Annotated in this window: 13 protein-coding genes and 1 pseudogene; 11 read left to right on the forward strand and 3 right to left on the reverse strand. The window is 45.2% G+C overall.

All coding sequences use genetic code 11. The features are described 5' to 3' along the window. Positions 1-8: 8 nt before the first annotated feature. Entirely contained in the window at positions 9-509 is a 501-nt protein-coding gene (locus ABJ225_RS03620) for a DinB family protein (RefSeq protein WP_347318468.1), read from the reverse strand. A gap of 136 nt (positions 510-645) precedes the next feature. Here ABJ225_RS03620 and ABJ225_RS03625 point away from each other — a divergent pair, with 136 nt between their 5' ends. The 7 genes and pseudogenes from ABJ225_RS03625 to ABJ225_RS03655 all read left to right on the forward strand — a co-directional run bounded on the left by ABJ225_RS03625 (position 646) and on the right by ABJ225_RS03655 (position 8000). After that, positions 646-834: a hypothetical protein gene (locus ABJ225_RS03625; protein WP_056536796.1), complete on the forward strand. Its 189-nt coding sequence runs from the start codon at positions 646-648 to the stop codon at positions 832-834. Between the two features lie 139 nt (positions 835-973). Continuing rightward, positions 974-1714 (forward strand): glycosyltransferase, encoded by a 741-nt coding sequence (locus tag ABJ225_RS03630; RefSeq protein ID WP_347318470.1) that lies wholly within the window; start codon positions 974-976, stop codon positions 1712-1714. 31 nt (positions 1715-1745) lie between these two features. Beyond that, complete coding sequence (locus tag ABJ225_RS03635; protein WP_347318472.1) at positions 1746-2948, forward strand: glycosyltransferase family 4 protein; 1203 nt, start codon at positions 1746-1748, stop codon at positions 2946-2948. 72 nt (positions 2949-3020) lie between these two features. Continuing rightward, a pseudogene (locus tag ABJ225_RS03640) lies at positions 3021-3898 on the forward strand (sulfite exporter TauE/SafE family protein). 204 nt (positions 3899-4102) lie between these two features. After that, the gene (locus ABJ225_RS03645) at positions 4103-4714 is read left to right on the forward strand and encodes a TetR/AcrR family transcriptional regulator (RefSeq protein ID WP_218247195.1); all 612 of its coding nucleotides are present in this window, start codon (positions 4103-4105) and stop codon (positions 4712-4714) included. Positions 4715-4760: 46 nt separating this feature from the next. Next, positions 4761-6167, forward strand: coding sequence for an MDR family MFS transporter (locus ABJ225_RS03650; RefSeq protein ID WP_347318474.1), 1407 nt, complete (start codon positions 4761-4763; stop codon positions 6165-6167). Between the two features lie 387 nt (positions 6168-6554). Further along, entirely contained in the window at positions 6555-8000 is a 1446-nt protein-coding gene (locus ABJ225_RS03655; protein ID WP_347318476.1) for an N-acetylmuramoyl-L-alanine amidase, read from the forward strand. Positions 8001-8265: 265 nt separating this feature from the next. On the opposite strand, the gene ABJ225_RS03660 is transcribed toward ABJ225_RS03655, so the two are convergent. After that, on the reverse strand, positions 8266-9015 hold the full coding sequence (locus tag ABJ225_RS03660; protein WP_347318478.1) for an AAA family ATPase: 750 nt from the start codon (positions 9013-9015) through the stop codon (positions 8266-8268). Positions 9016-9070: 55 nt separating this feature from the next. Beyond that, on the reverse strand, positions 9071-9292 hold the full coding sequence (locus ABJ225_RS03665) for a hypothetical protein (RefSeq protein ID WP_063191491.1): 222 nt from the start codon (positions 9290-9292) through the stop codon (positions 9071-9073). 166 nt (positions 9293-9458) lie between these two features. On the opposite strand from ABJ225_RS03665, the gene ABJ225_RS03670 reads away from it, so the two are divergent. The 4 genes from ABJ225_RS03670 (at position 9459) to ABJ225_RS03685 (ending at position 13564) form a co-directional block, all read left to right on the forward strand. Continuing rightward, positions 9459-10928 carry a flavin monoamine oxidase family protein gene (locus tag ABJ225_RS03670; protein WP_347318480.1) on the forward strand — a complete coding sequence of 490 codons (1470 nt, stop codon included), beginning with the start codon at positions 9459-9461 and terminating at the stop codon, positions 10926-10928. Between the two features lie 101 nt (positions 10929-11029). Next, positions 11030-11410: a spore coat protein gene (locus ABJ225_RS03675; protein ID WP_347318482.1), complete on the forward strand. Its 381-nt coding sequence runs from the start codon at positions 11030-11032 to the stop codon at positions 11408-11410. Positions 11411-11576: 166 nt separating this feature from the next. Next, positions 11577-12683, forward strand: a complete 1107-nt coding sequence (spoIIP, locus tag ABJ225_RS03680) for a stage II sporulation protein P (protein WP_162244140.1) — start codon at positions 11577-11579, stop codon at positions 12681-12683. A gap of 107 nt (positions 12684-12790) precedes the next feature. Beyond that, positions 12791-13564, forward strand: a complete 774-nt coding sequence (locus tag ABJ225_RS03685) for a nucleotidyltransferase domain-containing protein (protein WP_347318484.1) — start codon at positions 12791-12793, stop codon at positions 13562-13564. The last annotated feature ends 45 nt before the right edge of the window (positions 13565-13609 follow it).

Genomic DNA, 13609 nt, shown 5'->3' on the forward strand with positions numbered 1-13609 from the left:
TTTTACAATCAGATCAGATCTGCTTTTAATTCACGAATCTGATCGATATGCCGTTTTTCATGATACCCGATAAAAGGCACCCATTGATCTAATCGCACCATTCCGAATACTGGATGAGGGTTTGCCTTTGATTTCAAGTCATCCTCTGAAGGGATTGATTCAAGGAAATGTAGAAGGTCCTCGCGCGAGCTTTCAAGTCTGTCCTTCATCTCAACGAGCGTTTTCATTTCGTCAGCAGGTTCTACATATGAGGGGGCTTGAACTTTTTTCGAGCGGTCGACGGTAAGATGCACCGGTTTATCGTCGACACTTTGTTCATCACCCTGTTCAAGTGTTTGAATCAATGAGGCCGTAATAGCCTTTTCCATTAGATAGAGGTGATCGACAACTTGCATGATCGTCCACCGATTTGGGTGGATGGTTCGGTTAAGCTCTTCATCCGTAAGATTTTGTATTTCGTCGAGAAGTTCTTTACGAATATCTGTAATTAACGTAAAGGATTCTTTCATTATTAGACCTCCAATAGGTTTGTAGCCTACCTTCATTGTAGACCTTCAACCCTTATCCGTACAGTAAATGGGTTTCAGAGCGGTTCTTGAGGGTAATGTATGATATGAATGCAGATTACGCTGAAGGGGTGGAGGGATGGATACGATCAAGAACGACATTGAACAATGGATTGCTGAACACTTTTCCGGGGAAGATGTTATCATCGAAGAATATCCATACCTTCCCCACGGCAGAAAAATAAATGAACCGTTAAAGAATGATTACGTGATTGTCTATTATCACGCTCATTATGATAGGGTAAACTTCTATTTTAAGCCGAACTGAATATGTACCTTTGCTGGCCACTTTGAGTGATTTCCATTCAACAGTGGTCAGTTTTTTTTCTTATGGGCAAAGGTCTAATCAGATGATGCGTTGGATGAATAGGATGTAAAAACTTGTCCGGAATGAGGAGGATTATTTTATGCAGCCCTTGGTTTCAATCATCATCCCTTTTTATAACTGTGCGTTCGTCGATCAAGCCATTGAGAGCGCCCTGCAACAGTCATACCCAAACATCGAGGTTATTCTTGTGGACGATGGATCTGATCGAGAAGTAGAACAGATTCATCCTTATCTATCTTCGATTCACTATGTAAGGAAAGCAAATGGGGGGACAGCATCTGCCATTAACACAGGTATCCACCATTCAAATGGGGAGTATATCGCCTGGCTGAGTTCGGATGATGTTTTCCTGCCGCACAAGGTAGAACAGCAAATCCACTTCATGAAGAAGCACCATGCAAAGGCAAGCTTTACCAACTATGACTACATTGGGCCTGATAATAATCTTCTTATCCCTAAATGCGGAGAACAATTCCAGCATGCAGAAGGAGTATATCGCTCATTTTTGACATCCAACCCGATTAACGGGTGCACCGTTATCCTTCACAGGGAAGTCTTCGATCGCGTAGGCTATTTTTCTACGGAGTTCAACTATACTCAGGATTATGAAATGTGGTACCGCATCTTACTGAAAGGCATTCCATTTTACTATCTTGACCAAGTCCTGTTGAACTATCGCGCCCACCCCAATCAAGGTACCAGTAAAAACCAGGAAGGAATCAAGAAAGAAACCTTTATGATCAAACATCATTATATCCCTAGGCTTGAAAATTTCCTCAACTTCCAAGGAAACAGGTTAAAGCGAGTGGTGTTCGAATGAAGGCAAACCCGGACATGAAAGGTGAATCCGAATGAAAATCCTATTGGTTTCCTATTACCCTCTCCCTTATGCGGGGGGGATTTGGACGGTTGTTTCGAACCTTCAACAAAAGCTACTTTCACTAGGTCATCAGGTTGATTTGTTTTCCCAACGCCCCGACTTGAGCGGGTATCGCATGCATCATCTTGATCATGGGATGCTGCTCGAGTCCATGCGTTCGAAGATCATGACGAGAATCAACAGAGAACTACCATATCATCAACAGCATCCTATTATTCAGAAAGCAGAGATCTATCGACTCAATTTTGAAATGACATTAAGGGAGTATGGATTGGAATCATATGATGTCATTCATGCACAAGATGTTACCGCTGCTCAAATCATCGGATCGATGAAGCCTGCTCATATTCCGTTAGTCACAAGTGCCCATGGCAGTCTCACCAAAGAGATCTTCTTCGTACTAAAATCCGTTTATCCCCACCTATCCGATCATTCCATCCTGACGGGAAAGGATTTCAACTATTATAAACGACTTGAGAAAGAAGGATATAAAGAGAGCAAATATATCCACACCCAATCAAAATGGATGAAGTCACAAATTGAGACCGATTTCCGGGTGAATCCAATAAAGGTCATTTCATACCCATTGGGAATCCATAACAGGCAAACCGGTACCCCGATTTCAAAGAAAGATCGGTCAAAGGTGCTTATTTTCTCTGGAAGGGTTATTTATCTTAAGGGGATCACATTTTTACTTGAAGCCCTATCCCAGGTCAATTTGGGCCGTCAGGACTGGGAATGCCTGATTGTCGGGGATGGGGATTATCTACCGGCGGCAAAGGCGTTGGCAAAACGGCTTGGGTTGAATGACCGCGTTTCATTCCTCGGACATCAGCAGAACATGGAAGCCATCCTTGCTCAAGGCGATCTTCTCATCCAGCCGAGTCTTCAGGATACACAGCCCCTTTCGGTTGTGGAGGGTCAGTTTGCCGGATTGCCGGCGATCGTCAGTGATGCTGCCGGGCTTCCGGAGATGATTCAGGATGGATTGAACGGACTGATTGTTCCGACGGGTGATGCAAAGTCCCTACAGAATGCAATAGAGGCCTTGCTGAATGATGATGACCGACGCTGCCGGATGGGGCAGGCCGCGATTGCATGGGCCAATGAGCGTTGGACATTGGATGCCATGGTCTCTCAGACATTGGAGCTTTATAAGAGAGCTTTGACATGATCGCTAGGAGCTGTTTTGGAGAAATCGTGTGCCGTATTTCCGTATGTGCTTTTGGAGTGTTAAGTGAATGCCATGCGTAAATTAATCATTTTTGCCATCGTCGGTTTTTTTGCACAGGTTGTAGATGGTTCCCTGGGGATGGCGTTCGGACTGACGTCTTCCACCCTGCTTCTTGCCTATGGTGTTGCCCCGGCTATTGCATCGGCTTCCATCCATATGTCTGAGATCGCAACGACGGCTGCCTCAGGCATGCACATTGGAAGTTCGGTAATATCAACAAGCGGATGGCCTTCCTTCTTATGATTCCTGGTAGTATCAGTGCCTTTATCGGGGCGGCATTTTTAAGCAGTATTCCAGGAGAGGCAATCAGACCTTAAATATCTTCCTTTTTACTATTATTGGGATTGTATATATTCGTCCGATTTCTCTTTTGGCCTTCTCCATCTGATGATGAGCACAGCGCGAAACCTGCTGCTTCTGTGCGAAAACGAATCTTATTGCCTCTTGGAGCCACTGCAGACTTTTTTTACGCAATAGGAGGAGGTGGGTGGGGACCGATCAAAACACCCGTTTTGTTGTCGGGGAAGGAAGCGGTGCCACGGGAGGTCATCGGTACTGTGGATACAAGTGAGTTTGCCGTGACGTTATCCGCTACATTAGGGTTTGTCCTATTTTTAGGGTGGGAGAATTTTGATTGGCAGTGGATGGCGGCATTCGTCATAGGTGGCGTTGCAGCAGCACCTCTTGCGGCACTGTTGGTCAAGAAACTTCCTTCGTATCTTTTGGGCGTGCTTGTAGGCGGATTCATTATTCTTACGAATTCCTATACGTTACTCATTGTGTTCAATCAACCAGGCACCGTAATCCTTGGGATCTGCATAATCATCTTGGCCACGTGGATCATCGGGGTCATTTACTATCTGAAGGGAAAGGTAAAAAATAAAACATAATAATCCAACAACATTGTTCATAAGTGAGCAAAGTTGTTGACATATGACACGATGTCACATAAAGTGGATAAGGTTCCATGTGACATCGTGTCATTTTGTATTGGGAAGTTCTTGAGGGGTTTTGTCTTAATTTTATTGCATTGCGGGTATAGACCATTGAAGTTTTCTTCGTGGCAAACATCCGTCACAGAAGGAGTGTCTCAATTGCCCAAACCGACTTTTTTTAATTTGCGTGAAGAGAAACGGAGCAGATTGATCGATGCTGCTCGTGAAGAGTTTTCACGGGTATCCCTTTATGAAGCGTCCATTTCAAATATCCTAAAAATGGCGGGTATACCGAGGGGAAGCTTTTATCAGTATTTCGAGGATAAGGAAGACGCATTCTTCTTCATGGTGGGAGAACATGCAAGGGAGAGGTTCGAACACTTCACATCCTTATTGCGTGAACATAAAGGCGACCTTTTTGAAGCAAGCAGGGAATTATTCAGGATGGTCTTGCAGCATTCCAGGGCAAGTGACCAAAACCGTTTCATGCGGAATGTAATCCTGAACATGAATTATAAAATTGAAAAGACCTTTACCCAGCATTTGACCAAAGAAACGTTGGATCAGCGCTATGCAGAAGTATATCATCTGATTGATCGCAGTCTTCTTAACATCCAGACGAGGGAGGATCTGTACCATCTACTCCAGATCAACACTGCGATCACCTTCCATAACCTTGTGAAAAGCATATCGGATGAATTGACTGTAGAGGAAGCGCTGAATAAATATGACAGGGAGATCCACATGATAAGGAAAGGGGTTTCCATGTGAAGTATCTCCTGTGAAATAAGACCAGAAGAAAGAAGGAGAATAGAAAATGGAGGATTCGCAACAAACACAAACATTCAACAAAACACCACTGCTTATCGTCTTGATTTCCGGTGCGTTTGCCGCCATTCTCAATCAAACATTATTAGGTACGGCTTTGCCCCATATTATGAAAGACTTGAACCTTGATGAAAGTACAGCCCAGTGGCTGACATCGATCTTTATGCTGGTCAACGGGATCATGATCCCGGTTACCGCATTCCTGATCGGTCGTTTTACGACACGGGCTTTATTCCTCAGTGCAATGGGCCTCTTCGCGGTTGGGACAGCCATCTGTGCTGTCGCGCCTTCCTTTGGCTTTTTGATGGTAGGAAGAATCATTCAGGCCTCTGGTGCAGGTATCATCATTCCGTTGATGCAGACCATCCTGTTCATGATTTATCCCGTCGAAAAGAGGGGAGCAGCCATGGGGATGTTCGGGCTTGTTATCTCATTTGCGCCGGCGATCGGACCATCCCTTTCAGGGTGGATGGTGGAAGAACTGCCTTGGAGGAGTCTGTTTAATGTGATCCTGCCGATCGTAATCGTGGATTTCATCGTAGCCTATTTCCTATTGAAAAATGTGACAAAACGTACATTCCCTAAATTGGACATCCTGTCTGTCATCTTGTCTTCATTCGGGTTTGGCGGTTTGCTATATGGATTCAGTATCGCAGGATCCAAGGGATGGGGAAGCTACCAGGTGGACCTATCCATGATTGTGGGTGGATTATCACTTCTTTGGTTCATCCTTAGGCAGCTACGATTGAAAGAGCCGATGCTTCAGTTCCGAGTATTTAAAAATTCAATGTTCACGCTGACAACAGCTTTAGGCATGATTGTGTTCATAGCCATGATCGGTGCAGCCACGGTCCTTCCACTCTACATGCAGAATATGCTTGGATTTTCAGCGCTTGAATCCGGTTTGATGCTCCTGCCGGGTGCCTTGATCATGGGATTGATGAACCCGATAACTGGCCGATTATTCGATAAATTCGGAGCCAGGTGGCTCGCGATCATAGGCCTTACAATCTTATCTCTATCGACATTCATGTTCACCAATTTATCTGCAGAAACCACATTTGCTTACTTGGCAACATGGAATGCAGTAAGGATGTTCGGGGTGGCCATGGTGATGATGCCTGTTACAACAGCAGGACTCAATCAATTGCCTTCTAATTTGATCCCTCATGGTACGGCCATGAACAACACGATGCGTCAGGTTTCCGGCGCCATGGGTACGGCGATGCTCGTGACCGTCATGACCACAAGCGTCATTCCAACAAAAGGGTTGGAGGGAATGATCCACGGGGTCAACGTCTCCTTCGTGGTGGCGGGCATCACCGCAATCGTGGCACTGATCCTATCTTTCTTTGTGAGGAATCCAGGTTCCAGAAGAATCAAGGGGAGTGCGTAACACACAATACACGAAATCCAATACCTAGCACATTAATCCGAGCGGCCATTTGAGAATGGTCGCTCGGATTTTTACTTTATTTCCAAACCGCGAAGAATTCCGAATCTAGTAACTATCCAATCATCCACACCAACTCTTCCTCCGGTTCATATGGTATATGAGGAGGTGATAGACTTGTGAAAGCATTTTGGAAACACGTAAGAAATCCGCTTTCTTCGAATCCAGATCCCCTGCGTGATTCAGAAAAGGCAAAGGAGATACCGAGGATGGCTAACTTCGGCTTTGCCACACGCCCTCTCCGTTTCTAAATGATTGGCAGCTTGTCCGAACAAGCTGGTATAATCCTGCATATACTATAGTAGTAACGATTAAAGGAGGAAATAACAAGTGAAGGTCATAATGATTGATCCCGGTCATGGTGGAAGCGATCCCGGGGCAAGCTATAAAGGCCATGAAGAGAAATATTATAATCTGCTTATAGCTCTCGGACTGAGAGATTTCCTGCTGGAACATTATCAGGTCAACGTGATCATGACCCGTGAATCCGACCGGGAATTATCTTTAGAGGAAAGAAGCCGACTTGCCAATGCCAGGGAAGTTGATTTCTTTTTATCCATCCACCATAACGCAGGGGGTGGGACAGGGTTCGAAAGCTATATTTATGATGGAAGGGTATCAAATGATATGGTATCCCTCCAATCTACCATACACAATGAAATCGTTTCATCCATCAGCAAATATAATGTGGTGGACCGAGGAAAGAAAAGGGCGAACTTTCATGTATTGAGGGAAACAACCATGAATGCTCTATTAGTGGAGATTCTCTTCATCGATCGTGATACCGACGTCGCCTTGATGCAGTCAACGGCATTCCGATCAGATGTAGTCTCCGGATTAGGAAAAGGGCTTGCCAAAGCCTTGGCGCTGCCTGATGCACAAAAGGCCATTTTCAAAGTGATTGCGGGGTCCTTCGGTGATCGGAAGAACGCTGAAGAGAGGGTGGAAGAGCTTTCGAACAGAAAAATCGATTCTTTCATCACGTCTTTTCTTCTAGATGGAAAAACATATTTCCGGGTTCAAGCAGGGGCATTTGCCGATCGGCAGAATGCTGAAAATCTTGTTCAAACGTTGAAGGGGTATAAGATTGATGCCTTTTTGGTCGTTGAAGGAGCCGTTTCATCCATTCCTCCCGTCTCCCAACCAAAACCAACAAATACGCCAAAGCCGACCTCTCCGCCAACGTCCACCCCAAAACCGACCCTACCGCCACAGGCTCCTTCAAAACCGGGGTATTCCATCCTGGGTGAAAGTGTGTTGAAAGGTCATCAACTCGATGAGTTTGCAAGAAAGGTGAACCCTGCTGCACCTCTTCTGGGAACCTATTATATCACCCTGGGAAGATTGTATGGCATTCGGGGTGATGTAGCGTTTGCCCAAGCTCTGCATGAGACGAACTTCTTCCGATTTACTGGACAAGTCAAAGCTTCTCAAAATAATTATGCCGGTATCGGGACGACTGGTCCAGGTGTGGATGGTGCTCAATTCAAGACAGCCGAAGAAGGAGTCCACGCCCACCTTCAGCATCTATTCGCTTATACGACCACCTCTCCATTGCCAGCGGGCATTCAACTAGTAGATCCACGTTTTAATCTGGTGAAAAGGGGGATCGCCCGAGATTGGATAGAGTTAAACGGAAAATGGGCCGTGCCCGGAGCCACTTACGGTCAAATGGTTTTGGCTCTGCATGAACGGAATTTGAGCGATTCCATTGCGTCGGCAAAGGCACAGACCTTGTTGATGGAAGATGCGATGAAACAGCTGACGATTAAATAAATGCACAAAAAAGACTGGGACAAACATGTACCAGTCATAGTAAAACCCGAACTACTTGCCTGAGATAAGGCAACGTTAGTTCGGGTTTTCTATTTGTTTCATGGCCATTTTATTGTTTAAGTGGTTGAATGAGAAGACTGCTGCGAGACCAAGGAGGCTCATGGACTACCCGCGGAAAGCGAAGCCTTGCGTGGCAATCATAATCCGTTTAAAGAACCTCTACCTGTACTTTTTAAGTTTTGTCTCAGCTTCGTTTAGAAGAATATTAATCGTCTTTCAACAAATGGTGGATCATTCTTTCATGATCATTGAAGAATTGTTGCATGATACGGTAATGTCCGACTTCTTCCAATTTCCTTTCCCTTACACCGTCTTCGCCAAGCTCGATGATGGTTGAGGAGGGATAGGCCATCAAAATAGGGGAGTGGGTGGCAATGATGAACTGCGATTTTTGATTGACGAGCTCATGGATCCTTGTCAGCATAGACATTTGTCGCAGTGGGGAAAGGGCAGCTTCCGGTTCATCCAGGATATAGACCCCGTGACCGCGGAAGCGATTCATGAATGTGGAGAAAAATGCTTCCCCATGGGACTGCTCATGAAGGGATTTGCCGCCATACGAATCAATGATCGGTGCGCCAAAAGGGTCTTCATCGAGTTTTGAAATCTGGGTGGCTACATTGTAAAAGCTTTCGGCACGTAGAAAATAGCCATCTGTGGGTTTTTTGGGACCACGGATGATACGGAGATATTGATCAAGGTCACTGTGTGAATCAAACGTTGAAAACTGAAGGTGGAGGGAGCCTCCCTCAGGGTTGAATCCAAGGGCCACAGCTATTGATTCGAGAAGGGTTGATTTCCCCATACCGTTTTCACCGACAATAAAGGTCACATCACGGTCCAGGTTGATTTCGTCGAGAGTACGGATGCTCGGGATATTAAATGGGTATCGGTCAAATGAGGGAACCTCTTCTCTTTTTAACATAATGCTTCTCAGATAGCTGAACGTATGCATAAAAACCTCCTTATAATAAAAATGGACATCATTTAAACATGATGCCCACTTGTTCTTATGAGGATGACGTCAGTTCCAGGATGATGGAAGTGAGGTCTTCGATGTCTGAATAGTAGGTTACAGAATGGGGATCAGTCTTCAGTAGAAACAGCTGCCCTTCCCTGTCGAATGAAATGGAGATCTCTTTGGGTTCTTCACTCATGAAGGTATGAGTGATTTCACTTTCATCGAACTCCTTCATCGTTTTTAAAAGTTTGACTACAACATCACGTGTCATAGATTTCCCCCCCTTTGATCACTAAAGGGATTGACTAAATACAGTCTCTTAGACCCAATGACTATCCTCAGTATAACAGAGATATCCACAAAAAGAAACGCATGTTCTCTTGCGTATAGGGTTGGCCTCTCGCACATATGATGGGATAAAGAAAGGGGGAGGGAATATGAATCAGTGGAGAATCAGGTCGGAGACACGGTCTCCTGACTATCCTGACGACATGCTCGCCATCATAAAACGCGGCCTGCCGCAGGGAAAAGGGAAGAAAAAAATCTTGATCATAGGGGCAGGACTCAGTGGCCTAGTGTCAGCATCATTATTGAAGAAGGCTGGACATGATGTCACACTTTTGGAAGGTAATAAACGGCTGGGAGGCAGGGTGTATACGAAACGTTCCCCTTTTTCTAAGGGGAACTACCTTGATATGGGAGCCATGAGGATTCCGGATAACCATCGATTGGTCATGGAGTACATCCGCATGTTCAACCTGCCGACCAATGCCTTTTTGAACACTACGCCATACGACAAGCTGTATGTGAATGGGGTCTATAAAACGGTTGAAGAGTATGAGAACAATCCGGATGTTTTAGAGTTTCCACTGAACGAATTCGAAAAAGGCAAGACGGCGGAACAGCTTTTCCTGGAAACGACCAAACCGTTCATCGAAGCTTATCAGAATGGAAGCAGGGAGGAGCGCAAACGCCTTATTGAGGAATTCTCGAATTACTCAATGGGCAGATTCCTGCGGGAAAGTCCCTACGGAAACCCCCTTTCTCTCAATGCCATCAGAATGATCAGCGTGCTCCTCGGGATAGAAGGATTCCCGGAGTTTTCATTTGCCGATATTCTCACCGACATCATTTATCCGATCTTCAGGAAAGAAACGAAATTCAATCAGATCACAGGAGGAAATGATCGTCTTCCATATGCCTTCAAGGAAGAATTGAAAGAAAACCTGCTCATGAATCAACAAGTTTACCGGATCGTGCAGGGGCCTGACGGCGTTGAAGTATATACACGCAACGGAGAACCTGGCGTCCACAGGGGGGATTTTGCCCTGGTGACCGTTCCTTTCACGGTTTTGCAGACGATTGACATTGAACCCTATCAGTCTATTTCCTTTAAGAAGTGGCAAGCCATAACGGAATTGACCAATGTCCCTGCGGTCAAGGTTGGTATAGAGTTTAAAACCAGGTTCTGGGAGGAAATGAAGATCGGCAATATCACCTCAGATCTTCCGTCCCGGTTCACGTATGTGCCGAGTAACGGGATCGGCAGTGGCCGGCCCGGAGTCCTTCTGGCGAGCTACAGTTGGGGTCAGAATGCCCTTCTATTGAATAGCATGTCTAAAGAAGATGTTCTTGCCAATGTTCTGAAAGATCTTGAAAAGTTTTATGGCCCCAGGGTCTACATGGAAATCAGCTCTTATGCAGTATACAATTGGAGTGTCAATCCATTTTCGGCGGGCTGCTTTACGTTATTCACCCCTGGGCAGGAAACGGATATTGCTGATTATATCCAGCAACCTGAGGGAAGACTTCATTTTGCAGGGGAGCATACCTCATCCTTCCACGGATGGATGGAAGGGGCTATTGAATCTGGAATCAGGGCTGCTTACGAGTTGAATGCAAGATAGCATACCCAAATCTATGAAAATAGGAGCTTATCCCACACCTTTTCCTCTATGAAGCATACTCTATCAAGTAAGGTATTTTAGTAGGAAAGGGGGAAAAATAAGTGGGAAATTACCAACACAACAGAAGAGTTTCGCCTGATCGTGATAGAGATCGTGATGAAGTCATCGTAAACCCTACTCAGCGCGTTGTGAATACCCGTACGAAAACGCGTACCGTCAAAAATATCCACCCGACTGAAATCATCAATGTCAACCGTACCATTATCCGTAATGAAAACTACTACCCTGTACGTACGAGGGAGGTCAACGAAACAGTGGTTGAAAACTACGACTGTGGAAGAGATGTCAATCGTCCTGACTGCAGAAGGGTAAGTCCTGGAAGCGGCTGGGTCCGTCCGGCAAATGATGATCGCGATCGATATGATGGCGGCGGCCATCGATGTGGGAACCGCAACCGCCGCTGTGGCTGCAGGTGGTTCTAGTATAAAAGCATCCTTCGGGGTGCTTTTTTTATTTGCTGGGAATTATCCCTTCTATTATTCATCAATGGAGCATAGATTGAACTAGTAAAACTAAAAAATGGGAGATCTTATGATGCCGAATTTTCCTAGAAATCGAAACAATTTAGTTCCACTCGTTGCCGTCTCATTGAAAGCAATCATAAGGGTCGTCATAATTGGAATCGTCGTGATGTATGCCTCTATCTGGCTTATTTCCACCATGGCCATCAAACTTAAGGTCGATAGCCTCCTGTACTCCTCTGTCTCGGAAATGGTTCCGAAACAGACCTTCCTTATGCTCCTTTCACAGGAGATGACGGGACTGAGGATAGCCAATGAAGATCAGCTCAATCATGATTTCGATTGGCTTGAAAGTGTCACGAATGTATCCCTATTGGATCCCAGGAGTTTATTCGGAAGGGAAATACCAGGAATTGAAAATTATCATACACATATAGCGGTAGCTGGTAAAGGGACAGATATTACAAATCTACCGTACGAATCACCAGCCCCAACCGATGAGCAGCTGACCAATCAGGAAGTTGATCAGGATCAGATTGATCAGGCGAATGACTCGAAGGACGACGGTGTCAAGGAAGTGGACAAGAAGTCAGTGTTCATCTATCACTCCCACAGCTGGGAAGCATTCAGCCCACTCATAAAGAATAATCAATCGAGCGACCCGGCCAGCACGAACGAAAAAGTCAACGTCATCGCAGTCGGAGCCAAGCTGAAACAGGAATTGGAATCAAGAGGGATCGGGACCATCCAAGACAAAACTGATGTAAACCAGGCACTGAAAGAAAAGAGTTGGAGCTATTACGAATCCTATAAATTATCAAGAGGGCTCGTCCAGGAAGCCATCGCCCAAGACGAAGATCTAAATTATATCATTGATGTACACCGCGACTCACAACCGAAGAAAGTAACCACTAAAACCATTAACGGAAAAGCATACGCCCGCCTATTCTTTATCGTCGGGAAGGAAAATAAGAATTATGAAAAGAACTTGAAAATTGCCAGGGACCTACACGCCAAGCTTGAAAAAGAGTATCCGGGTATCAGTAGGGGGGTATTCGTCAAAACAAAAGCAGAAGGGAATGGAGTTTATAATCAGGATCTGACGGAAAGGGCTTTGCTACTCGAATTCGGCGGGGTTGAAAATAACCTGGTGGAACTGTACAATTCTACAGAAGCTTTTGCAGAAATCTTTGCAGAATATTATCATAAAGATGCAGTCGAAGTAAACAATTGAACGGGCCTTAATGGCTCGTTCTTTTTTTGTGTAAAAAAAGAATTGAAGAAAGCGTAAACAAGGAATATAATGGCGTAATATTCAAAAAAAGAGGAAGTGTGTCGAGGATGAAGCAAAGGATCGCTGTCGAAGCCATCACAGAAAGCTTGAAAAAAGATAAGCGGGTGAAAAGTATATTTTTGAAGGGATCGATGGGGAGGGGAGAGGAAGATGAGTTCTCCGATGTGGATCTTTATTGCCTTGTCGAGGAAGTGGATCTGGAGTCTTTCGTCCAGGACCGGATTCGACATTTGGAAGCCTATGGGAAGCTCCTGTTCCATGATGACTTGTTCATCATCGCACCACAGATCATCGCGGTTTATGAGGATCTGCTTCATGTCGATCTCTTCACGGTGACGAAAAAGACATTCAAGCAAAAAGATTATTTCAAGGTCATCCATGATCCAGAGTGCAGGATGAGTCCATTTGAAGAAGGTCAAAACCTCCTATTATCCGATGCCGAATTTCACGACTTTGCTGTTGACACAGGCTGGTTCCTATTTCAATACTACAAGGCCATGCGCAGGGGAAACGATCTATGGGCTGCAGAAATGTTACAGCACGTAATGAGGAATTTCTCCAGTGTCCTTTTGCAACGATATAATCCTGATAGGGCGCAGCTTGGCTTTAAGACGCTCGAAGCTAGTCTTCCGGAGGAACATGTCGGGAAAGTGAAGAAAATCATGGGGCTTATAGGTCCGTTCACACATCAACAGGCAGCCTATGAGATTCTGTTGTTGATTGAGGCTGAGAGAAACTGGATCAGGTCTGTATGGCTAGATGAACCTGGAAACCGACTATTGGATACCATGCTCGGTACATTGGGTGCCATAAGAAAGTAGAAAGTCTGATACATAATCCCTTCTTCCATGTAAATCCTAAAGGCA

It is taken from the genome of Rossellomorea sp. RS05 (assembly GCF_039822645.1).
GTDB lineage: Bacteria > Bacillota > Bacilli > Bacillales > Bacillaceae_B > Rossellomorea > Rossellomorea marisflavi_B.